Below are 22,931 nucleotides of genomic sequence, written 5' to 3'. Positions count from 1 at the left end.
TCTTAATGAAGAACGTAATGGTTGTCACAACAGGAAGAGCTGATTACGGTCTTTTATACCCACTGATAAAAGCAATTGAAAAAAGTAAACTTTTAAGCCTTTCTTTGTGTGCCACAGGTTCCCACCTTTCAAAATTTCACGGTTATACGCTGGATTTAATCAAAAAAGATAAAATATCAATTGATTTTATAGTTGATTTAAAACTTGGTTCAGATACAGAAAAAGATATTTGCAATTCTATATCAATAGGTATTCAGGGGTTTTCAGAAATTTTTACAGCAAAGAAACCAGATCTAATTGTTTTGCTGGGTGACAGATATGAACTTTTTTGTGCTGCAATTCCATCGGTTATTCATAAAATTCCTATTGCTCATATTCATGGGGGGGAATCAACTTTAGGACTTATTGATGACCCTGTGCGTCATTCAGTAACAAAAATGTCTTCACTTCATTTTGCCTCTTTAGAAATTTATAGAAAAAGAATCATTCAAATGGGAGAATTTCCTGAAAGGGTTTTTAATGTTGGAGCAATAGGCATTGATAATATAAAAAATATTCAGTTACCTGAAGTTGATGAATTAAACAGTATTACAGGAGCAGATTTTAGAAAAAAAATTGGTTTGCTGACCTATCATCCTGTAACACTTGATTATACAAGTCCTGAAAAACAGATTAGTGAAATTCTTGAAGCAGTCAGGAGTTCTGAAATTTGTGCTCTTGCAACCATGCCAAATGCTGATTCAGGAAATAATGCCATATATCAAGCCTTAAAAGTATTTTCAGAAAAATATCCTCAAAAATTAATTCTTGTAAAAAATCTTGGTCAAAGGGCTTATCTTGGAGCAATGAAACATTCATCTTTAATGATAGGCAATTCTTCAAGTGGAATTATTGAATCTCCGTTTTTTAAACTTCCTGTGGTAAATATTGGAGACAGACAAGGGGGAAGATACAAAACAGAAAATATTTTAGACACAGATTGTAACAGTAAAAGCATCAAAAAAGTAATTGAAAAAGCTTTGTCTTCTGATTTTAGAAAATTTATTGAAAACATGGACAACCCCTATGGCAATGGAACTGCATCTGCTAAAATAGCAAGTAAGCTTGAGGAAATTGATTTTAAAGATAAAAGCCTGATTAAAAAAGGATTTTATGATTTAAATTAAGGAAGTTTTTATGAATATTGTTTTTATAGGCACTGTAGATTTCAGCCGTCATTGCTTGGTTGAGATTTTAAAAAATAATGGGAAAATATCTGGAATTATAAGTTCTGAAAATTCAGGGTTTAATAGTGATTATTCAGATTTATCTGATATTGCAGAAAAAGTTGGTATTCCTTTTTTACTTACAAAAGATATAAACAGTGCTGATACAGAAAGGTGGATTGCTGATAAAAAACCAGATATTATTTTTTGTTTCGGCTGGTCAAATCTTATTAAAAAAAGACTTTTAAATTTGCCGCCAATGGGAATACTTGGAGTTCATCCTGCTTTACTTCCAGAAAACAGGGGCAGACATCCTATAATCTGGTCTATTGTTTTAGGTTTAAAAAAAAGCGGGCTTACATTTTTTTTTATGGATGAAGGTGCTGATTCTGGTCCAATTCTTTCTCAAAAAAGTTTTGAAATTTCAGAAACTGATAATGCTGCCGATGTATATGAAAAAATAAAGAGACTTGCTTGTTTTCAGATAAAAGAATTTTTGCCTCATCTCGAAAAAAATACTTATAAATTGACTTTACAAGATAATTTAAAGGTAAATTATTTGAGAAAAAGAAGTACAAAAGATGGAATTATAGACTGGAGAATGCCTTCAAATGGAATATTAAACCTTGTAAGGGCTCTTTATAAACCATACCCGGGAGCAGAAATAAAAATTAAAGATAAGAATTATAAAGTTTGGAAGGTTGAAAAATCTTTAAAAGATTTGCCTGTAAATATTGAACCAGGCAAAGTTATTGAGGTTCAAGAAAATATACCTTGTGTAAAAACCGGAGACGGAAGTATCAAAATTCTTGAAATTGAACCAGAGTTTATTTTTAAAAAAGGAATGTATTTATGAAAGTGCTGGTTATTTCAGTACATCCAGACGATGAAACATTAGGCTGTGGTGGAACAATTTTAAAACATAAAAAAAACAATGATGAAATGTACTGGCTTATTATCACAGGTGTTTCAACTGAACTTGGGTATTCAAAAGATTTTATAGATAAAAGAAAAAAACAAGTCTTAGATGTGTCAAAAGCTTATGGATTTAAAGATGTAATAAATTTGAATTTTCCTGCCGCAAAACTTTATAATGTAGATTTTAGTCTTTTGCTTGATAAAATTTCTGAAACCATTCAAAAAATTAAACCCCATACAGTTTACACTGTAAACAGGTCAGATATTCATACAGATCATCAAATTGCTGCAAAAGCAGTAATGAGTTCATTGAAAAGTTTCAGAGCTGCTTTTGTTAAGAGATTGCTTATGTATGAATGTCTTTCTGAAACAGAAATTGCTTTCCCTTTGCCTGAAAATGTTTTTATTCCAAACTCATATTCAGATATAACAGAGTTTATTGATGATAAAATTAAAATAATGGAAATTTACAGTTCTGAGGTTCAGCAGCCTCCTTACCCAAGGAGTCTTGAAAATATCAAATCTCTTGCAAGATTTAGAGGTGCCTCTGTTTCTGCTTATTATGCAGAAGCTTTTATGCTTTTAAGAGATGTTTTTTAGCTTAAGCCTTTTGCCCTTGTTGTCGATTCATTTTTATATGTTTTATTTTTATAAGGAAATTATCATGGCAGACTGGAAAAAAGTAGCTGTAAAACCAGATGATTCAATAAAAAAAGTAGTGGATATAATAGACAAATCAGCATTACAAATTGCTCTTGTTACAGACAACAACGGCAGGCTTCTTGGAACTGTAACAGACGGTGATATAAGAAGAGGGCTTTTAAAAGGTATTGGCCTGGATGGAAAAATTAAAGAGGTCGCCAATAAAAACCCACACACTGCAACTTCAAAAATGAATGAATTTGCAGTTAAATCATTGATGAAAAGGTTTGGAATAAAACAAATACCTATTGTAGGTAAAGACTTAGAAATAATAGATTTAATAGTATCAAAAGAGTTTTTAGGACAAAACCTTAAAGAAAATCCTGTTGTTATTATGGCAGGCGGACTTGGAACAAGACTTAGACCCCTTACAAATGACTGTCCTAAACCCCTTCTTAAAATTGGCGGTAAACCTATTTTGGAAATTATTCTTGATAATTTTATAAGTGAAGGGTTTGAAAGTTTTTATTTTTCAATAAATTATAAAGGTCAAATGATAAAAGATTATTTTGAAGATGGTTCAAACTGGGGAGTTTCAATAAATTATATTGAAGAAGATAAAAAACTTGGAACTGCCGGAAGCCTTTCTCTTTTGAATGAAACTTTTGATAATCCAATGATTGTAATGAATGGTGATTTACTTACAAAAGTTAATTTTAGTCAGCTTCTCGATTTTCATAAAGAAAATAACCATACTGCAACAATGTGTGTAAGAAATTATGAAATGCAGATACCTTATGGAGTGGTAAATATTGACGGCTCAACTTTAAATTCAATTGAGGAAAAACCTGTACATAAATTTTTTGTAAATGCAGGTATTTATGTATTAAATCATGATGTTAAAGATATAATTCCTGAAAATGATTATTATGATATGACTGATTTATTCAGGGAAATTGTTGGAAAAAAAATGAAAACCGGAGTTTTTCCAATTAAGGAATACTGGGTTGATATTGGAAGACTTCAGGATTTTGAAACAGCTAATTTTGAATATGCTCAAATTTTCACTTCATGATGAAAGGTATTTAATGAAATTACTTATAATCAATCCACCCATAAGAGTTACCGATAAACCAAGGCATATTCCCCATGGGCTTGCAATTTTGGCAAATATAATCAGGAAAAAATTAAATTTTGTAGATTTGGTTTTTATCGACTGGAACGCAAATAGATACAGTAATAAAAAAATGAAATCCATTTTAAGAGAAGTTGAGTATGATGTTGTTATGATAGGAGGGCTTGTACCTGTTTATAAGACTGTAATTGAACTTTCACAATGGATACGAAGTATTTCAAAGAAAGCAAAAATTATTGCAGGTGGAAGTGTTGCAATGAGCATTCCCCAGCTTTTGTTGGAAAATTCTGAAGTTGATATTGTTTGTACAGGAGAGGGTGAAAAAACAATAGTAAATCTTTTGCGTGCCTTAAAAGAAGAAAAAAATCCTGATTTAAATAAAATAAAAGGTTTGGCCTATCTTGAAGATGATAATTATATAAGAACCGAGGAAGAGGAGCTTATAAAAGATCTTGATTTAGAAAGTGATATGCCTGCCTATGATCTTCTTCCCATGGATATATATTTGAAAAACAATATTATTGGGCTTGGAAGAGAAACTGATTTTATTTCCAGCAGAGGATGTCCATATAAATGTTCTTTTTGTTATCAGCCATGGGGTCGCAAATTTAGAGGTCATTCTGTTGAATTTATTACTGATTCAATAAAATATATTGATAAACTTTATGGTTTAGATTTTGTTTGTTTTCAGGATGATGAGTTTATGGCAAAGCCCAAAAGAGTTTATGAGTTTTGCGAAGCAAGGAACAAATATTTCCCCAATATAAGATGGTCTTCAACAGGAAGAGCCAATATTATAAATGATGATATAATGCAGGTTGTAACAACTTCTGGCTGTTGCTCTGTTTCATATGGCTTTGAGTCTGGTTCTCCTTTTATGTTAAAAAAAATGAATAAAGCAATAACCCCTGAGCAAATGTCAAATGCAGTTTATCTTAATAGAAAATACGGGCTGCCAATTCCTATTTCTTTTATTTTAGGCATGCCTGGTGAAACAAGAGAAACCTGTGAAGAAACAATTCATTTTTGTATTGAAAATAATCTTCATCTTGGTTCTCTTATGTTTGCAACACCTTATCCTGGAACAGAAATTTTTGAATATGCATTATCTAAAAAAAGAATAAATGAAAACAAGCTGCATGAATTTGTTCTTGGTTTAGGCGATGCAAGGGATTTTGTGATAAATTTAACAGATGAATTTACAGATGAAGAGCTTAAATTACAATATGGTGAAATGCAAAAAAGAACTTTGGAAAAATTTACCCCCTTGCCCATAGAAGAAGTAAGTACAAAAATTAAAACTTTATATGGAAAGTTCGCATCAGATTACTTAAATCTTGATGATGCAGAAAAAGAACACCGTCAAAAGCACGGTGCCATCAATCTTTTTTAATAACTTTTATTATTGGAAGAATCATGACTAAAATTTTATCAATAATTGTTGCAAGGAAAGGAAGCCTTGGTCTTAAAAGTAAATGTATGCTTCCTATAAATTCAAAGCCTGTGGTTGAATATGTTATTGAATGGAGTACCGGTCTTTCAGATACAAAAAAAGATATTTTTGTTGATACCCTGGTTTCAACAGATATTGAAGATCTTGAAGATATTTGCAAAAAACACAATGCTTTTTATCTGAAAAGAGATGAAAACCTTGCTGGTAATGCTGTAAGAATTGAAGATGTTATGGCAGATGTAGTTGAAAAAAGAAAAGGTAAATGGGATTATTTAAGTCTTTTATATGGTAATATTCCTATCAGATATAACAACCTTTTTTATGAACCTTTAGAGTTTTTGGAAAAAAATAAAAGTTATGATGCAGCTATATCTTTTCAAAATGTTGAAAAATACAATCCTGACTGGATGATAGACTTGTCAGAAGATGAACTTCCTGATTGGAATGAAAAAGGGTTTAGGCGTCAGGATTTAAAACAATACATGGTTCATGACGGTCATACCTGTATAACCAGAGCAGAGTTTTTTATTCAAAAGTATAATGAAATGCAAAATACAAGAACAGGTAAAATGTATGAAGTCTTTGGTACAAAGATAAAGCCATGGTTAAACGGAGAGCTTATTATTGATATTGACACAGAAAGAGACTTTGTTTTGGCAGAGGCTTTAAAAGCGTATGAATTATTTACAAAGGGTTAGGCTGTATTGTCATAAAAAATAAATTAAAAACAATGTATAGTGATTTGTTTGACACTGCTGATAAGGAGTTTTTTTGGAAAGAATAATATATCAAAAGAATATCAAAGCTCTGGAACAAAAATATCCTAATTATTATAAAAAAATTCTTGATTTTCAGTCAGAGGATGTTGAGTTAGAGTTAAGAAAAAATAAAAATTATTATGGTTTAGATGCTAATGTCAGAGGACGAGGCATTGTAAATATAAATAATTTTTTTGCCCCAGAAGAAGAAGCCAACGATATAGTTGATAATCTTGAGCTTGAGACTGGTGAACTTAGATTTATAGTTGGAATGGGACTTGGATATCTTTTAAAAGAAATTTCAAAAAGAGAAATTAAGTTTTTAAAAATTGTTATTATAGAACCTTATATATCTATTTTTAAAAAAGCATTGGAAGTAATTGACCTTTCAGAAGAAATATTTAGTGATAATGTCTATTTTCTTTTGGGTGAAGATTTTAATTTTGGCCTGGTGTTCTCACAAAGTAATTTTGACACAGCTTTATTTGTTAAAGGTTTAAAAATAAGCTTTTATGAGCCAGAAAGAAAAATAAATCCCGAACTTTTTAGTAGTATTGTAGATAATGTCAAGGAACAGGTAACTCAATATAAAATGCAGGTTAATACTGTCGCTGGAACAGGTCCTGTGTTTTTTGAAAACTCAATGAAAAACCTTACAACTACAATTAATTCAGCCAATCTTTATTCTCTTAAAGACATTTTTAAAGACAAGCCTGTTATGGTAGTAGGTGCAGGTCCTTCACTTAAAGATGATATAGAAATAATTAAAAAATATCAGGATTATATGGCAATTTTTACAGTTGATACTGCCTTGCCTGTATTATTGAAAAATGGAATAAAGCCTGATCTTGCAGGAGCAGTGGATTTTCATTCAATATCTTATACTAAATATAAAGATTATCTTGAACAAACCAAAGATGTTCCTTTTTTGTATCATAATGAATGCGCAAGTATGATAATCAAGCCTTATAAATCTCCTGTTAAATTTTTTGTTACCACTAAATACGGGCTTTTCAGTTTATTGGAAGATAGCTGGGACGGTTGGATTGATCCTCCTAAAATGGATGGTGTACCTCACTTAATGCTTTTTGCAGCTTTGTATTCAGGTGGAAGTTCGATTGTTTTTTCAGGCCTTGATCTTGGATATGTTGGTTTTAAATCTTACGCTGATGGTGCTTCAATGTCAGCAACCCTTGATTTTAAATCAATAGTCTGGGCAAAAGGATATGATAACGAGCCTGTTGCAACTGCAACCCAAATGGTTTCCCAAAGAATGATAATTGAAGATTATATTAAAAATTCAGATGTCAAATTTTACAACTCCAGTAAAGGAGTAAAAATTAAGGGAGCTGAAAAAATAGACCTGGATTCTTTTTTAACAGCTCTTAATTTAAGTATAATTCCCAAAAAAGATATTCTTTTTAAAGCATACTCTCAAAGTAAAAAACCCGATAAAAATTATCTGGTTCAAGTTTTAGAAAAAGAAATTGAAGAGCTTGAAAAATTAAGAAAAAAATTTCGTAAAGGAAAAGAGCTTGCTGAAAAAACAGAAAAAATTTCACCCCAAAAAATAAAAAATCATTCCCAAAAAGTTGGAGCTGTTTGTGATTATTTTGATAATGAGTCTAATCTTCCTTTGTCTGTAGCATCAATTACCCAGCTTCTTGCAAAAGATGAACTTGAATTAAGATGCCTTGAATACAAGATGAATCTTGAAATGGAAGAAATTTCCAATAATAAAAAAGTTTTAAAGGAAATGGGGTTTATAAAAAAATGGTTTGAATCAAGACAAAAATCAATAACAAAACTTCTTAATATTTATAAAGATTTAAAATCAAGGTTAGAAAATGAAATTAATTTACAAGATAAAATTTTTCTTTCAAATAATGACAAAGAAAAGAGCAGTCTTTTAACAAGCCTTGGTGATGAATATTTTAGTTTTATGGATTTTGTAAGCGCTGAAGAAGTTTATAAAAAATCAATTGAATATGATGAAAATAATTTTTTGGCCTATTCAGGACTTGGAAAAGTATTTAGCAGGCTTTTACAATCAGAAAAATCGTTAAAATGTTTTAACAAAGCAAAAGAAATATCCCCTGAAAATAAATTAATTAAAAAACTTCTTATCCAGGAAGAAAATATTTCAGAAGAAAGACTTTCAGAAGCTAAGCTTTATCTTGACCAAGGTTTTAATGTTTATGGTTCAAACAACAGAACCCATTGGGCAATAAAAATTTGTAAAGAAATTTTAGAATTAGATCCAAAAAATGAAAAAGCACAAACACTTAAAAAAGCCGGAGAAGAGTGGCTTGAATATTTAGAAGACAGAAATAAAGAATATCTTCCCATAATAACCCAAGAATTAAATCAAGCTTTATTATATATAGAAGAAGTTTCTCAAAATGATTTGGATAAGGCCATAGATTTTTTAAATGTACTTTTAGCACAGAATCCGGGCAATCCCAATATTCTTGAATTGATGGGTATTTATCATTTTAATAAAAACGAAATTTCAAAAGCAAAAACTTATCTTATTCAGGCTTCTTCTATTTCCAACTCGCCTTCACCTTATATTCACCTAGCTTTAATTAATAAGTCCCAAGGAAATTATGAAGAAGCATTATATCAGATTATTGAGGCTGATAAGATGGCTGGAAACCTTCCTGAAATAAAAAAAGCTGTGGCTGAAGTTTATATTTTAAATAATATGGATTCCCAGGCTTTAAATTATTATATGGAAGCCTTAAAAATTAATGGAAGCGATCTTGAAGCTCTTCAAGGTGTTTATAATTGTAATTTAAAGCTTGGTAATTATGAAGCTGCAGATAGAGCTAAAAAATTGATTGAAAAATATAATGTTTAAAATATTAAAATCAAATTTCCCCAGGTAGTAAAAAAATAAAATTTCCTAAAGTCATTTCAGTCTGCCTCCGATAAGCTTATTAAAACATTAAGTGAAAGGAGGTAATGGCTCAAATTAACTTAAATTTTAAGTCAGACAACTCAAAGCCAAATGCAAGGATGCATTTATTTTAATCAATTTCAAGGAGGAAACTCATGGGTCTAAGAATTAATACAAACATTCAGGCATTGAATGCACACAAAAACCTTATCAAAACTGATAATGCACTAAGTTCATCATTAGAGCGGCTTTCCAGTGGTTTAAGAATCAACAAGGCAGCTGATGATGCTTCAGGGCTTGCTATTGCTAATACATTGAAAGCTCAGCATACAGGTATTGGTCAGGCTATTTCAAACGCAAGTGATGGTGTTAACATTATTCAGATAGCAGACGGAGCTCTTGAAGAATCAACAAATATAGTTAACACAATCAGAACCAAGGCAATTCAGGCAGCTTCAGACGCCCAAAGTGCTGCTTCAAGAAAAGCCATCCAGGCTGACGTTACCAAGCTTCTTGAAGAACTTAATATGATTGCTGAAACAACAGCATATAATGGAATCAATCTTCTTGACGGCACTTTTACTGACAAGCAGTTTCATATTGGTGCTTACAAAGATGAAACCGCCAATGTAAATATTGGAAATGCAAGTGGTAAAGTTGTTGGTGCCATGGCTTATGCAAATACTGCAAGACAGGCTGAAGCTTCTGTTTCCAAGCCTTTTTTTAAGGGTGATGCAGTAACAACTGATAAACTTGAAGAAGGTGATTTAAGAATTAATGGTATTGAAATTGGAAAAGCTGGTGACCAGTTTGTTTTTACTGGTACTACAGCAGCATCAACAACAGCATTTGCAAAGGCAGCAGCAATAAATGCCAAGGTAAATGAAACCGGTGTTCAGGCAAAGGCAACAACAGAAACAATATTCACATTCGGTGCTGCTAATGGTTATATGGAGATCAATGGAGTTAGTCTTACAACTTCAGGTGGTGCTCAAGCTGTTGCTAATGACATTAATAATAATCTTTCTGCACAGCAACTTGGTATCAGAGCTGAATATATAGCCAATGGTACTACTAACGGTGCTTTAAAAGTAGTGGGTATGTATGGTCAGGAAGTTACGTTTTCAAATGCTACAGGTTCTATTCTAGTAAATGGGCAGCATGCTAGTGGTTCAGATTTTAAAGCCCAGGGAACCTTAACCCTTTCCAACGCAAGAGCAATGACTCAGTCAACTGAAGGAATATCTGAAGTTTCACTTAGTGCAGGTGATTTAACCATTAATGGAATTGATGTTGCTCAAGGCGGTGCTCTTTCTATTAAAAAAGATGACAGCGATCACACTCTTTTAAATGCAATAAACAATAATTCCACTTTCCAGAAAATGGGTGTAAGAGCCGAATATGTAAGTATGGATGATGGTTTAGCCAACAGAATCAGAATTATATCAGAAAATGATCAAATAGTTATTGGAGGAGCAGATCCTGGTAAAGTTAACCTTGAAAAAGGTGCAACCCAGGGAATCCAGACAAATGGTATTGTTCTTGAAGGTTCTGCAACAGATACTGATAAAATTAATGATAACTATTTGAGTAAAATAGGTTTTTCAGGTGCTCAATATGGTTCTTTTGAGCCAAGTGGGGTTGGTAATCAATCTGGAAACGATTTGCTTGTTCTTTCAGGTGCATATCTTAAAACCGATGCTGTTTCTACAGCTAAGCTTGAAGAAGGTGATATCAGAATAAATGGTATTGAAATTGGTGCAGCTGGAGGACAATTTGTTCATTCAGGAGCAACAGCAGTAACAACATCAACAACAGCATTTGCAAAGGCAGCAGCAATAAACGCCAAGGTAAATGAAACCGGTGTTCAGGCAAAGGCAACAACAGAAACAATATTCACATTCGGTGATGCTAATGGTTATATGGAGATCAATGGAGTTAGTCTTACAACTTCAGGTGGTGCTCAAGCTGTTGCTAATGACATTAATAATAATCTTTCTGCACAGCAACTTGGTATCAGAGCTGAATATATAGCCAATGGTACTACTAACGGTGCTTTAAAAGTAGTGGGTATGTATGGTCAGGAAGTTACGTTTTCAAATGCTAAAGGTTCTATTCTAGTAAATGGGCAGCATGCTAGTGGTTCAGATTTTAAAGCCCAGGGGACCTTAACCCTTTCCAACGCAAGAGCAATGGTAGGTTCGGAAGATAAAATAGAAAAAGTTGCCGTTAATAGTGGAGATTTTGTAATTAACGGTGTTGATATTGCATCAGGAGGAGCTCTTAACATTGAAGACAATGATAACGATCACACCCTTCTTAATGCAATTAATGACAACACAGAACTCCAGCAGATGGGAATCCGTGCAGAATACTATAGTACAGATGACGGAGTATCAAACAGGATAAGGCTTATTTCAGCCAATGATGATATAACAATTTCAGGTACTGATCCATCCAAGCTTAACTTTGTAAAAGGCACAACAGAAGGTATAACTACAACTGAAATGAGGATTGAAGGAGCTGCTGTTGATTCAGATAAGAGTAATGATAACTACCTGAGTAAAATAGGGCTTTCAGGAAGTATTAACGGTACTTCAGAAGCTGACGGATCAGAAAACAGCGGTGGAAACGATGTCCTTATCTTTGGAAATGATCGTATGCGCTATGATTCCGGGGATATAGCAATAAACGGCTATAACATAGGTCAGCCTTCAGATGATGGTATTTCCCATGCTCTAGGTGACAGAAGTGCTGCTGCCTGGGCAGAAGCAATTAACAGTATATCAAAGCACACAGGTGTTGAAGCTGATATTATCAAGGCACAGCAAACAGGTGCAGGTACTGTAACTGCTGGTATTCTTCAGCAGGGTGACCTTAAAATCAACGGTGTTGATATAGTTAGAGATAATACCGGTGGAAACGGAATGCAGCTTAAAAACGGCGATGCCGACCATACTCTTATCAATGCAATAAATGAATATAAAGATCAAACAGGTGTAATGGCAAGCATTGATAAAGACGGAGCTCTTGTTCTTAATGCCCGTGACGGAAGAAATATTCATGTTCAGTCAACAGCAACAGGAAACAAAAACGTTAAGTTTGCTTCTGATTTCGGTAACGTAGGTGTTGCTCAGGATTCAGTATACATGGGTAATATACGTCTTGTAGCCAATGAAGCTTTCACAGTTGATGGTGCAGGAAGTAATGCCGGTCAAAGAGAGCTTAGTCTTGGTAAAGTAGGTCTTGCAGGCGGTGGTGCTTCAACAGAAGCCACATCTGACCTGAAAGGCGACGGTACAATTCTTGCCGGTCTTAACTACTCTACAGCCATTGCTTATGTTGATGTGACAACTCAGGAAGGTGCAGAAATGGCAATCCGTACTGCTGACTATGCTCTTGAGCGTCTTGATGAAATAAGATCAGGACTTGGTTCTACTCAAAATCAGCTTACAAGTACAATTGCAAACCTTTCTGTTACAAAAATAAACGTACAGGCAACAGAAAGTGCAATGAGAGATGTTGACTTTGCAGCTGAAAGTACACAGTTCTCAAAAATGCAGGTATTGATGCAGGCAGGAACCTATGCTCAGTCACAGGCAAATGCTACAGCTCAGAACGTTATGAGACTGCTTCAGTAAATTAAACTAAAAATGGGGGGATTCAATCCCCTCATAATTAACATTCAGTTTCAGGTTTTGAGTTTATCTTAAAACCTGATGCAGGATGTTAAAAGGAGGCATAAAATGGCAGGTTCAATTTCAACATTGGGAATAGGCTCTGGTCTTGACCTTCAAAATATTCTTGATCAGCTTAAAGAAGCGGACAGAATTCCCATCAGACAAAAAGAATCAAAGCAGTTAGAATATAAAGAGAGAATTGAAAAATTTGATGTTTTGCAATCAAAGTTTTTAAAAACAAAAGATATTGCCCTTAATTTAAGTCTTCAGTCAACCTATATGGGAAGAGAGTCAAATTTATCAGACTCTTCTGTTTTAAGTGTAAACACCCTTGAAGGTGCAGAACTTGGAACTTACAATATAAAAGTCAATTCCCTTGCCCAGAAAAGCTCCTGGAAATCAGAATCAGGAATGGCTTCAGGAGATTCCTTTGTAAATGATACTGGTTCAGCTCAAACATTTACCTATGAAATGAATGGAAAATCTGTTTCCCTTCAGGTGGCAAGTGGAACCAGGCTTTCTGGTTTTGCTTCAATGATAAATGGAGACTCAAATAATCCCGGAGTAAAGGCAAGTGTTATAAAAGACGGAAGCGGAGCAGATTCTTACAAGCTTCTTTTAAGATCTGAAACAATAGGTGAAGAAGGAAGAATTACTATTTTAGATCAACTTTCAGGATTTAAACTTGCAGAGGAAGCCGGAGCAGGCGGGTCAGGTCTTGATGCTGAAGTTGAAGTTGATGGAGTCAGTTATAAAAGGGCTTCTAATTCAATAAGTGACATAATACAGGGAGCAACCTTAAATCTTCAGAAATCTGGTGAAACTTCTTTTGAAATAGAAACTGACAAATCTTCAATTAAAGATCAGATTTTATCTTTTGTGGAAAGCCTTAAGGAATCTCTTTCTGAAATTAAAATAAACAGCAATTACAATACAGAAACAAATGAAAAAGGCTCGTTTTACAATCTTTCTTCTTTAAGAACCTTTAGATCCCAGCTGATAAACGATGTTATAAATCCAATAAATATTGATGGAAGTATAACTTCAATGGTTGATCTTGGAATTGAATACACAAGAGATGGTGAGATAATAATCAATGAAAGCACTCTTGAAAATGCAATTGAAAATAACTTTGAAGATTTAAAAAACTTTCTTCTTGGAGATAGTGAAAATGATGTCACTGGCTGGGCAGATATAGTCAATGACAGGTTTAGAACTGCAACAAGTGCTGCAAACGGTATAGTTTTTGTTGAAAAAAATTCAGCTCAGTCAATGTATGACAAGCTTGTAGCTCAAGTTGCAAGTGATCAGGAAAGACTTGATAAAAGATATGATATAATGGCAAAGCAATTTCTTGAGCTTGATAAGTATATGAGCAGAATGAGCTCCATGTCTTCATATCTTTCACAGCAGATAGATTCAATGAATTCTGCAAAAGACAAATAATCCGGAGGCTTTTATGGTTTATCAAAATAGAGCGAGTGCTTATAGAAAAACAGAGGTAAGCACAGTAACAGATCCAAATAAACTTATTCAGATGCTTTATGACGGGGCTTTAAGGTTTCTTGAAAAAGCAAGAATAGGAACTGAAAGAAAAGATCCCAAATTAAGGGGTGAAAATCTTGGCAAAGCCCTTAACATAATAACTGAATTAAATTCTTGCCTTGATATTGAAAAAGGCGGAGAAACAGCTCAATACTTAAGAGATCTTTATCTTTATATGCTTTCAGAGCTTCCCAAAGCTAATCTTACCCATGATACTGAAATTATTGTACGCTCAATGAATTATATGAAAGAGCTTAAAAAACTCTGGGAAGAAAGAGTCATGGGAATAAATAAGGATGTTTCCTCTGAAAAAAAAGAGGCTGCTCCACAAAAGCTTAAGGAAAGAAAGTCTTTTTCCGTTGCAATTTAAAAAAGAGGTTTTTATGAAAGAAGATATCATGGAAGAATTGTTTGATAGATATATATCAATGCAGGATGTTCACAGAGAAACTGTTGAAAACAATATTTCTATGTTAAAAAATGGTAAAAGCTTTTTAACTGATGTTGAAGTTTTAAGAATTGAAAGAGATTTGTTTTTTAAGGAAATTAAAAGTTATTTTGACAATATCTTTTCTGAAGAAAGCAAAATTAATCTGGAAAATAAAATTTATCTTGAAGAAATGGTTGAAAAGCTTAAGTTTATTATTGAAAGAGAGGACGATCTTGAAGAGGTTTTAACCGAATATAAAAAACTTCTTTCCACTCGTCTTGGAAAAATGAGACAGGGGAAAAACGCCCTGAATGCCTATGGAAAAGCCTGGGCAAATAATTAGGGAGGGTAAATATGAAAATAACAGAAAAACCTATTGAAGTTTCTAAGGTTGCCGATATAAAAAATTTTCAAAGTTCAAATCCATCAGTAAAAAATATGGAAACTGCCAGATCTGAGCTTTTGGTTAAAAAAACTGAGCATATTGAAAAAACTGCTCAGGATGTCCAGGATTATTTTAAAAATCTGGTAGAAGATAAAGAAACTCTTGAGGAAGTTTTAAAGTTTATTAATTCTGACCTGGTACACCAAAATACTTCAATTGAATTTTCATTTAATGAGACAATAAATCAAATGATGGTCCAGGTTAAAGATAGGGTTACAGGAGAGGTGATAAGAGGACTTCCACCAGAACATCTTGTAAAACTTATGGAAAAATTTCGTGTAAACGGCAGTCTTGAAGGTGTTATTTTAAGTAAAGAAGTTTGATTTAAAACAATTTGACCCAGGTCAAAGTTTGTCCATTTCTCCTTTGGTTTGTACTGAAGTAATTTCAAAATCGGCCATATCAAACTCTGCTGCTTTAAGGTTCTTTTCCATTATTTCTTCAAAAACTTCTTTCCTGTGAACAGGGATATCTGAGGGTGCAGATATTCCAAGTCTTACCTTGCCGCCTTTTATTTCAACAACTTTTATTTCAATATTATTCCCTATCATAATAGCTTCATTTTTCTGCCTGGCAAGGACAAGCATTATTTATCTCCTTTTTCCGAATTTTCTGATAAAGAATTGTACACAGGAAATTCAAGAGGGTATTTAGAATCATTTAAAATTATTTGTTTTCCAATTTTTTTGACAATATTAAATATAAGAGGAGCTTTGAGGTTAGCTGTTATTTCCTTTGGTTTTCCTTTGGGAATTGTAAGGATTACAGTAACAATTATTTCTTCTCTTTTATCAACCTGAAGTGTTTTCAGGGCTTCATTATCAATAAAAATATCATAATCTTTTTTCAAAAGAAAAGGGTCGAAAATAACAAAGGCAAGTTCAGGCTTTTCTACTGACTGAAGCCATTTGAAAAGAGTATTTTTATTGTTGTCTAAAATGCAGAATTTTTTGCATTTTGGAAACCCGGGTATTCCGTCAGGGAAAGAATATATTTTTTCTTTTAGAATTTCAACCTCTCCAAAACGAGTTGTTTCTACTTTAATTTTATTTGATTCCACAGGTTCCTCCGGTGAAAATTTATATAAGTTGCAAGTCAATCTTATATTTTGTAAAAAGAAATATTGTAGTTAAAACACTATAGTCTAATTCGGTAAAAAAATAAAAAACTAAAATATATCAGGAGAATCTTTTGAAAATCATTATTGTGGGTGCAGGACAGGTTGGATTCCATATTGCAAGCCGGCTTGCCAATGAGCACAAAGATGTTGTGGTCATAGATAAAAACCCACAGGCAATTAACAAACTTTCTGATAAAATAGATGTTCAGGGAATCATAGGTGATGGAAATAGTCCTCTTGTTCTTGAAGAAGCCGGGATTAAAGGTGCGGAATCCCTTTTGGCGGTAACTGATTCAGACGATGTTAATCTTGTGGCATGTCTTACTGCCAATATGATTTCACCTAATACTAGAAAGTTTGCAAGATTAAGAAACCCTGATTTTGATAATTATCATAAAGCATTAAAAGAAAGCCCTCCTTTTATTGAAGCAATAATTAACCCTGAAATGGAAGCAGTTAAATCAATTGTCAGGCTGATGAATGTACCCGGTGCTGTGGAATCAGGAGAATTTGTAGGTGGAAGGGTTAAGTTTGTTGGATTTCGTCTTGATGAAGATTCTGTCATGGACGGAGTAAAACTTTTTGATTTGAAAAACATTTTAGGAAATACCAGGGCTCTTGTGGCAGCCATAGTCAGGGATGAAGAACTTATTATCCCCCAGGGTAAAACCCCTTTGCAAAAAGGTGATTTGATTTATCTTATTACAGATAAGGAAAATTTAAGACCTGCCCTTACAGCTTTTGGGAAAGAACACAAACCTGTTAAAAAAGCAATGATTGTGGGAGGAGGGGAGCTTGGAAGAAGACTTGCCATTGAGCTTGAAGAAAAAAATATAAACACAAAAATCATTGAAATAGATAAGCAACGATGTCTTTATCTTGCAGATATATTAAACAAAGCCATTGTTTTAAATGGAGATGGCTCTGATCAGTCTCTTCTTCTTGAAGAAAATATTGGTAGCATGGATATGGTGATAAGTCTTACAGGAGATGAGGAAACAAATATTCTTTCTTCTCTTTTGGCAAAAAAAATGGGTGCTGGCAGCACAATAACAAAAATTTTAAAATTTAGTTATTTTGGATTAATGCCTGCTATCGGACTTGAAAAAGTGGTAAATCCAAGACTTTCAGCCATTGATTCTTTTTTACAGCACATTAGAAGGGGAAAGGTTTTGTCTGCTATTTCAATTAATGGCGAACAGGCAGAAGTAATGGAGGCAATTGCTCTTGAAACCTCTGGAATTGTAGATAAGCCTATTCATGAAATTGACTTTCCAAAAGGAGCTTTGATTATAGGAATAATCCATGGGGATAAAATTGAAATTCCAACAGGTTCAAGTATAATTTATCCAAACGACAGGGTGATAATTTTTGCTGAACGAAAAGCTGTTTCAAAAATTGAAAAAATTCTAAGCGTAAAACTGGAGTTCTTTTAATGAGATGGGGATTTGTATTTGAGGTTTGCGGAGTTCTTATAGTTTTTGCTGGGCTTGCCCAGATTTTTCCGCTTTTATGGTCTCTATATTATAATGATGGAATAGCTGTTTCAATTTTGTATTCAATGCTTTTTTCAGTAACCATGGGTGCAGTTTTAAGGTTTGGATTGAGGAGAAAAACAAAAAGACCTGTGAGTGCCAGAGAAGGAATGGCAATGGTTACTTTGGGATGGGCTGCAGTATCTTTTTTCAGTGCTTTGCCATTTTGGTTTTCATCTTCAATCCCAAGTTTTTCTTCAGCTTTTTTTGAGTCTGTTTCAGGTCTTACAACCACAGGCTCAACAATTCTTACTGATATTGAAGCCATGCCCAAATCTTTGCTTTTTTGGAGAAGTTTTCTTCAATGGGTTGGAGGAATGGGAATAGTCTTGTTTTCAATTGCAATTCTTCCCTTTATTGGAATTGGGGGAATGGCCCTTTTTAAAGCTGAAGTTCCAACTCCTTTGCCAGATAAACTCAAGCCAAGGCTTCAGGAAACAGCAAAACTTTTATGGTGGGTTTATGCTTTAATTTCTCTTTTGGGAGTTATAGCTTTAAAATTGGGTGGAATGACTTTTTTTGATTCCTTATGTCATGCCTTAACAACCCTGCCAAGTGGCGGATTTTCAACAAAAAACGCATCTATTGCCCATTATGACAGTGCTTATATAGATTTTGTACTTATATTTTTTATGATTCTGGCCGGTCTTAATTTTACTCTTCATTTTCAATTTCTCAGGGGCAGAAAAATAACTGCTTTTAACGATCCTGAAGCCAAAGTTTTTCTTATTACTATTTTGATTTTATCTCTTATTGTAACCTTCAATCTTTTTGGTTCAGTTTATGACAATGTTTTTGATGCTTTCAGGTATGGTTCTTTCCAGATTGTTTCAATAATTACCACAACAGGATATGCAACTGCAGATTATGAGCTTTGGCCTGGAATGTCCCAGGTGATTATTTTTTTCTGTTTTTTTGTGGGGTCTTCAGCAGGCTCAACAGCCGGAGGTATGAAGTTTATAAGAATAATGATTTGTGCCAAATACTGTTATAAAGAAATTTTTAAACTTATTCACCCAAGGGCTGTAAGCCAGATTAAAATCGGTGGTCAATCCCTTGATGATGGTGTTGTTCACAGCATTTTGGGATTTATGGTTTTGTATATTGGGATTTTTGTAATTGCAGCAATTCTTCTTGCTTCAATGGGTGTTGATCTTCTTACCACAATCAGTGCTTCAGCTTCCGCCATAGGAAATATCGGCCCTGGTTTTGGATATGTTGGGCCTACAGAAAGTTATGCTTCCATTCCCGATGCTGGCAAATGGCTTCTTGGAATTTGTATGCTTATTGGAAGACTTGAAATTTATACTGTAATTATTCTTTTTGTTCCTGCTTTTTGGAGAGATTGATTGGGGTATAGCTAAACAAATTTGCTTTAATTTCAAAATAAGTCAGAGTAATCTCACTGATGATCCTTTTTATTAAAGGGCCTGGATGACTTGACGGGTTAGTTGGTAATAAATTCTTAGAAAAAAACAGACCACACAATTTTTAGTCCCATTGCAGCAAGAGCCACAAACAGCACTTTGCGATAAGAAGTCTCGTTCAAATATGATGAAGCCCATATGCCAAGTTTGCTGCCCACTATCACCGCCGGGGTAGAAAAAGCGTAGGTGAGCAAAACAGTTTGTGTCATTTCACCTGTCACTGCCTTGGCTGTTACTATAAAAGTGCCTGTGATAATAAAGCCTGCACCAAGAATTCCCTTTACAGCTTGTGCCGAGCAGCCGCTATAGGCAATATAGGCAGCCAATGGCGGTCCGTTAAAGCCAAACGCCATGCCCAGGGCAGAAGACAAGAGGCCGGCCAGATAACCCCATACAGGACTGAGGATCCTAATACCCCGGTTATCTGAATACAACCCCCAAAGTGCGTAGAGCGTTATAAATGCCCCCATCCCGGCTTTAAGATAGGTTTCAGAAACATACTCCAGGATAAACACGCTTAAAATTACACCGGGAATTGCCCCGATAAAAATCCCTTTGACATAACGCCATTGAATATATTTTCGAAATGTCCAGCCAACCTGAAAATTTAAAGTCAGTACAATTAAGGTACAGCTTGGCACTGCCACCGACAAATCAATAAACGGTGCAATCAGGGGCATTGCAATCATGGCAGCTCCAAAGCCTGCAACACCGTTAATAAGACCACCTGCAAACCATCCTGCCACTATAAACACCAGTTCTGGCATAGTTACTCCTTTATCGATATTGAAAAATTAAAAAACTTTATATTTCATTTTTTTACACAAGACTATATAAATCATCCAATTTCTTTAAAGAAAATAGGTGGTTTATTATGGAATCAATTCTTAATACATTTATTGCATATTTTGTTATTGTCGATCCAATTGGAACTTCATTGATTTTTAATGCATTAACCAATGACAAGCCAAGATCCTATATAAAAAAAATGGCTCTTCGTTCTGTTGTTTTATCCACATTTCTTGTTCTGGTTTTTGGATTCTGGGGAATAGGACTTTTAGAAAACCTTGGAATACAAATGGAATCTTTTAAGATTGCAGGCGGTATTCTTATTTTTTATGCAGCATTTGGCATGATTACCAAACCCGATGAAAATCAGGAAAACATAGAATCAAAAGAATATGAAGATATTTCTGTTTTTCCGCTGACAATTCCTCTTATTGCCGGTCCTGGATGTCTTACCATGACAGTAATTATTTTTTCCAATGCAAAAGATACCGGAGCAAATCATCTTCCAATAGTTTTATCCATCCTTACAGTTTATCTTATAACCTTTTTTTCATTTATTTTTTCAAAAACAATTGTAAGGATTGCAGGAAAGACAATAAACAATATATTTAAAAGACTCCTTGGAGTACTCCTTGCTTCCCTTGCAATCCAGTTTATTGCCGAAGGAATAAAAGGACTTTTATTACAATAAAAAATTAAAAGGAACTATTTAATGCAGATTCTTCAAAAAATAGACAAATGCCCGGACTGCGGTGAGCCAGGCCAGAAAATAAAAAATGAAACTGTTCTTTTTGCAGTAAAAAAAAGTTTCAAAGAAAAAATAGGAAAAAAAGATTTTTCTTTATGCAGAAACCCTGATTGTGAAACCGGCTATTTTAATAATGATATAAATACAAAAATCCACAAAAACGATTTTAAAAGACCAATCTGGTTTAAAACAGGAGCAGATCCTGTAATTATATGTTATTGCAAAAACATAAAAGAAGAAGATATTATAAAAACTGTTGTTAAAACAGGCCTTGATGAAATAAACAAAATAACCTTTTACCTTAAAAACTCCCTTGGAGAAAACTGCAGAATTAACAACCCTACAGGCCATTGTTGCTCAGGAGCTTTTAAAGATACCATAAAAAAAGGCCTTTTAAAAAGAGAAGAACTTTCAAAAACCGGTGATAAAAGTTTAGATTCTGTTAAAATTAGTTTAAAAGAACTTGATAAAAAAATTGCCGATTTATCCAAAATAATAAAACACAATTGTAATTGCTGATTTATAAAAAATAGAATTATTAAACCCGGAAAATATTTTTTTACAAATTTTGTTTTAGAAAAAAATCAGCGGGGTTCAAAACCCATACAAAAAACAAAAGGATAAAAAACTGTGGCAACCCAACCCGCTGCAAAACCATAAATCAGTTCTTCAAGGGGAATCCCTGCAATAAAAATATTTAAAAATTGTTCTGTATGCCAGGTCAGTTTAAAAATATCAGGGAAAACCCATTGAAGACAAAAACAGAGCAGAGCATAAACAATTACAGACAAACTTCCTCCTGCTACTCCGGGCAGAATCAAATCTTTACGTAAAAAAACAATAAAAAGTCCAATACTAAACATAATACCAAAGGAACCATAAATCATTTGAATGTTAAAAAAAACAGCAATGCCAATCCCAATAAAGGTCAGACTAAAAACACCCAGGAATCTACAAACAATTTTAAATAAAGTTCTCCCTTTTTTCACGACATACAAAAGCCTGAAACAAAAAGCATAAACAGTTGAGGTAAAGGCAGACAAGCCTACCAAAAAGAGAATATCTTCAATACCAAAACCAAGTATTTTAACCAAATTAAACAAAAATACCGGCTCCCAGTATGAAGGATAAAAAAAACGTTCTGTAAAAGCAAACGGGATAGAACACAATGCCATGATATGAATCATTTTGCGCAAATCTTTTCTGAACCAATAGATAATCATCCCGGGCAAAAGAAAAAACAATGATAATACTAAAAAATTATAGGTCATAGATCAGCATAGCAAAAAAATTGCCAGCCCTCCCATTAAGCTCAAGGTTATCAGTACAGAAAAAAAGTTGAAAACTGTCAGTCGGATACTGCCGGGTTTGCTGTCCATGAAAAAAAATTGTGCAATTTCGGCTAAAAAGGGTAACAAAAGAATGATATAAACCGCTGGTCTCCCTATTAAAAACCGGCCTGCAAAGGCAAAAAAAACAATACTGATAAAATTCAAAATAATAATCAGCTTCTTGGTTGTTTTCTCCCCTAAAAGTACAGTTATTGTGTGTTTACCACTTAATCTGTCCGAGGGTTCATCAGGCAGGGAAGTGGCCATGGCACAGGCAAGCTGTGTGGGGAACATTGCAAGTAATAAGGTCCATGGCAACCCGGAAATATCACCTGCTTGTGCATAATAACCAAAAAACGGCAGCACAAATCCAATGCCCAACACCTGTAAAAATTCGCCGCCACCCCGATAAGACAACTTTGCAGGCTTATAGCTGTACAACCATAAAAAAACCAGAGCAATTGCAACAATGGGCATGGCAAAAAGTCTGTGAAAAAAAACTGTTAGAAAAAATCCGCAAAAAAGACATAATAAAGCCATAATAATGGCAGCGGTTTTAAGCTGAGCGGGCATAAGATCTTTATCAGCTAAAACCCGTGATCCCCCTGAAAAAATATTAAATGTTTTATTCTGACAATCTGTTTCCATATCTGCATAATCGTTTCCAAAAATGATATAAAGCTGGTTAAAAAGCCCAAATAAAACCATGATAAAAAAAACAGGCCAGTTCAATGGGCTTCCCTGAAAGACAAAAAAAGCCTGACCAACCAAAACAGGGAGGAAAATATAACTTTGAGATTGAAGACGAGAGGCTTTCAGCCAAACTCGGATAGTATGCATAATAACTCCATTATTTGATGAAATCCTG

General features: G+C 33.9%; 21 protein-coding genes. 16 read left to right on the top strand and 5 right to left on the bottom strand.

Annotated elements, in window-relative coordinates:
• Window positions 1–5: 5 nt before the first annotated feature.
• The 12 genes from neuC (at window position 6) to RBR53_10675 (ending at window position 15,436) form a co-directional block, all read left to right on the top strand.
• A complete protein-coding gene (gene neuC / locus RBR53_10730; protein ID MDY0133128.1) occupies window positions 6–1,166 on the top strand; it encodes a UDP-N-acetylglucosamine 2-epimerase in 1,161 nt (386 codons plus the stop codon).
• A 10-nt stretch (window positions 1,167–1,176) separates the two neighbouring features.
• Window positions 1,177–2,061, top strand: coding sequence for a formyltransferase family protein (locus RBR53_10725; protein ID MDY0133127.1), 885 nt, complete (start codon window positions 1,177–1,179; stop codon window positions 2,059–2,061).
• Window positions 2,058–2,723: a PIG-L family deacetylase gene (locus RBR53_10720; GenBank protein ID MDY0133126.1), complete on the top strand. Its 666-nt coding sequence runs from the start codon at window positions 2,058–2,060 to the stop codon at window positions 2,721–2,723. The genes RBR53_10725 and RBR53_10720 overlap by 4 nt, the downstream gene beginning before the upstream one ends.
• A gap of 64 nt (window positions 2,724–2,787) precedes the next feature.
• On the top strand, window positions 2,788–3,840 hold the full coding sequence (locus tag RBR53_10715; GenBank protein ID MDY0133125.1) for a nucleotidyltransferase family protein: 1,053 nt from the start codon (window positions 2,788–2,790) through the stop codon (window positions 3,838–3,840).
• A 13-nt stretch (window positions 3,841–3,853) separates the two neighbouring features.
• A complete protein-coding gene (locus RBR53_10710) occupies window positions 3,854–5,293 on the top strand; it encodes a radical SAM protein (GenBank protein ID MDY0133124.1) in 1,440 nt (479 codons plus the stop codon).
• A gap of 23 nt (window positions 5,294–5,316) precedes the next feature.
• Window positions 5,317–6,051, top strand: coding sequence for a hypothetical protein (locus RBR53_10705; GenBank protein MDY0133123.1), 735 nt, complete (start codon window positions 5,317–5,319; stop codon window positions 6,049–6,051).
• Window positions 6,052–6,124: 73 nt separating this feature from the next.
• On the top strand, window positions 6,125–8,974 hold the full coding sequence (locus tag RBR53_10700; GenBank protein MDY0133122.1) for a DUF115 domain-containing protein: 2,850 nt from the start codon (window positions 6,125–6,127) through the stop codon (window positions 8,972–8,974).
• Window positions 8,975–9,168: 194 nt separating this feature from the next.
• Window positions 9,169–12,654 carry a flagellin gene (locus RBR53_10695; protein MDY0133121.1) on the top strand — a complete coding sequence of 1,162 codons (3,486 nt, stop codon included), beginning with the start codon at window positions 9,169–9,171 and terminating at the stop codon, window positions 12,652–12,654.
• A gap of 105 nt (window positions 12,655–12,759) precedes the next feature.
• On the top strand, window positions 12,760–14,139 hold the full coding sequence (gene fliD / locus RBR53_10690; GenBank protein ID MDY0133120.1) for a flagellar filament capping protein FliD: 1,380 nt from the start codon (window positions 12,760–12,762) through the stop codon (window positions 14,137–14,139).
• A gap of 13 nt (window positions 14,140–14,152) precedes the next feature.
• Window positions 14,153–14,608 carry a flagellar export chaperone FliS gene (fliS, locus tag RBR53_10685; GenBank protein MDY0133119.1) on the top strand — a complete coding sequence of 152 codons (456 nt, stop codon included), beginning with the start codon at window positions 14,153–14,155 and terminating at the stop codon, window positions 14,606–14,608.
• A 13-nt stretch (window positions 14,609–14,621) separates the two neighbouring features.
• On the top strand, window positions 14,622–15,011 hold the full coding sequence (locus RBR53_10680) for a hypothetical protein (protein ID MDY0133118.1): 390 nt from the start codon (window positions 14,622–14,624) through the stop codon (window positions 15,009–15,011).
• 11 nt (window positions 15,012–15,022) lie between these two features.
• Window positions 15,023–15,436: a flagellar protein FlaG gene (locus tag RBR53_10675; protein ID MDY0133117.1), complete on the top strand. Its 414-nt coding sequence runs from the start codon at window positions 15,023–15,025 to the stop codon at window positions 15,434–15,436.
• 21 nt (window positions 15,437–15,457) lie between these two features.
• Here RBR53_10675 and csrA read toward each other — a convergent pair whose 3' ends face one another.
• Window positions 15,458–15,700 carry a carbon storage regulator CsrA gene (gene csrA / locus RBR53_10670; protein MDY0133116.1) on the bottom strand — a complete coding sequence of 81 codons (243 nt, stop codon included), beginning with the start codon at window positions 15,698–15,700 and terminating at the stop codon, window positions 15,458–15,460.
• Window positions 15,700–16,173 carry a flagellar assembly protein FliW gene (gene fliW / locus RBR53_10665; GenBank protein ID MDY0133115.1) on the bottom strand — a complete coding sequence of 158 codons (474 nt, stop codon included), beginning with the start codon at window positions 16,171–16,173 and terminating at the stop codon, window positions 15,700–15,702. The genes csrA and fliW overlap by 1 nt, the downstream gene beginning before the upstream one ends.
• A gap of 131 nt (window positions 16,174–16,304) precedes the next feature.
• Between fliW and trkA the strand changes: the two genes are divergently transcribed.
• Together trkA and RBR53_10655 are read left to right on the top strand one after the other, a co-directional pair.
• A complete protein-coding gene (gene trkA, locus RBR53_10660; GenBank protein ID MDY0133114.1) occupies window positions 16,305–17,669 on the top strand; it encodes a Trk system potassium transporter TrkA in 1,365 nt (454 codons plus the stop codon).
• A complete protein-coding gene (locus RBR53_10655) occupies window positions 17,669–19,117 on the top strand; it encodes a TrkH family potassium uptake protein (protein MDY0133113.1) in 1,449 nt (482 codons plus the stop codon). The genes trkA and RBR53_10655 overlap by 1 nt, the downstream gene beginning before the upstream one ends.
• A gap of 116 nt (window positions 19,118–19,233) precedes the next feature.
• Here the strand turns inward: RBR53_10655 and RBR53_10650 are convergent, their stop codons facing one another.
• Window positions 19,234–19,962 (bottom strand): sulfite exporter TauE/SafE family protein, encoded by a 729-nt coding sequence (locus tag RBR53_10650; protein MDY0133112.1) that lies wholly within the window; start codon window positions 19,960–19,962, stop codon window positions 19,234–19,236.
• A gap of 107 nt (window positions 19,963–20,069) precedes the next feature.
• Between RBR53_10650 and RBR53_10645 the strand changes: the two genes are divergently transcribed.
• Window positions 20,070–20,675 (top strand): MarC family protein, encoded by a 606-nt coding sequence (locus tag RBR53_10645; GenBank protein ID MDY0133111.1) that lies wholly within the window; start codon window positions 20,070–20,072, stop codon window positions 20,673–20,675.
• Between the two features lie 21 nt (window positions 20,676–20,696).
• The gene (locus tag RBR53_10640) at window positions 20,697–21,251 is read left to right on the top strand and encodes a (2Fe-2S)-binding protein (GenBank protein MDY0133110.1); all 555 of its coding nucleotides are present in this window, start codon (window positions 20,697–20,699) and stop codon (window positions 21,249–21,251) included.
• 65 nt (window positions 21,252–21,316) lie between these two features.
• On the opposite strand, the gene RBR53_10635 is transcribed toward RBR53_10640, so the two are convergent.
• Complete coding sequence (locus RBR53_10635) at window positions 21,317–21,835, bottom strand: lycopene cyclase domain-containing protein (protein ID MDY0133109.1); 519 nt, start codon at window positions 21,833–21,835, stop codon at window positions 21,317–21,319.
• 171 nt (window positions 21,836–22,006) lie between these two features.
• Window positions 22,007–22,931, bottom strand: a 925-nt coding sequence (locus RBR53_10630) for a prenyltransferase (protein MDY0133108.1), incomplete at its 5' end; no start/stop codon positions are given.

This window comes from Desulforegulaceae bacterium (assembly GCA_034006035.1).
In the GTDB taxonomy this organism is placed as follows: domain Bacteria; phylum Desulfobacterota; class Desulfobacteria; order Desulfobacterales; family JACKCP01; genus JACKCP01.
Note: the sequence above shows the minus strand (reverse complement) of the source record. Positions and strands in the feature narration are given on the sequence as shown.

Coding starts and splice junctions, on each gene's coding strand:
- neuC (MDY0133128.1), top strand. CDS start 6: ATGAAGAACGTAATGGTTGTCACAACAGGAAGAGCTGATTACGGTCTT.
- RBR53_10725 (MDY0133127.1), top strand. CDS start 1,177: ATGAATATTGTTTTTATAGGCACTGTAGATTTCAGCCGTCATTGCTTG.
- RBR53_10720 (MDY0133126.1), top strand. CDS start 2,058: ATGAAAGTGCTGGTTATTTCAGTACATCCAGACGATGAAACATTAGGC.
- RBR53_10715 (MDY0133125.1), top strand. CDS start 2,788: ATGGCAGACTGGAAAAAAGTAGCTGTAAAACCAGATGATTCAATAAAA.
- RBR53_10710 (MDY0133124.1), top strand. CDS start 3,854: ATGAAATTACTTATAATCAATCCACCCATAAGAGTTACCGATAAACCA.
- RBR53_10705 (MDY0133123.1), top strand. CDS start 5,317: ATGACTAAAATTTTATCAATAATTGTTGCAAGGAAAGGAAGCCTTGGT.
- RBR53_10695 (MDY0133121.1), top strand. CDS start 9,169: ATGGGTCTAAGAATTAATACAAACATTCAGGCATTGAATGCACACAAA.
- fliD (MDY0133120.1), top strand. CDS start 12,760: ATGGCAGGTTCAATTTCAACATTGGGAATAGGCTCTGGTCTTGACCTT.
- fliS (MDY0133119.1), top strand. CDS start 14,153: ATGGTTTATCAAAATAGAGCGAGTGCTTATAGAAAAACAGAGGTAAGC.
- RBR53_10680 (MDY0133118.1), top strand. CDS start 14,622: ATGAAAGAAGATATCATGGAAGAATTGTTTGATAGATATATATCAATG.
- RBR53_10675 (MDY0133117.1), top strand. CDS start 15,023: ATGAAAATAACAGAAAAACCTATTGAAGTTTCTAAGGTTGCCGATATA.
- csrA (MDY0133116.1), bottom strand. CDS start 15,700: ATGCTTGTCCTTGCCAGGCAGAAAAATGAAGCTATTATGATAGGGAAT.
- RBR53_10655 (MDY0133113.1), top strand. CDS start 17,669: ATGAGATGGGGATTTGTATTTGAGGTTTGCGGAGTTCTTATAGTTTTT.
- RBR53_10650 (MDY0133112.1), bottom strand. CDS start 19,962: ATGCCAGAACTGGTGTTTATAGTGGCAGGATGGTTTGCAGGTGGTCTT.
- RBR53_10645 (MDY0133111.1), top strand. CDS start 20,070: ATGGAATCAATTCTTAATACATTTATTGCATATTTTGTTATTGTCGAT.
- RBR53_10640 (MDY0133110.1), top strand. CDS start 20,697: ATGCAGATTCTTCAAAAAATAGACAAATGCCCGGACTGCGGTGAGCCA.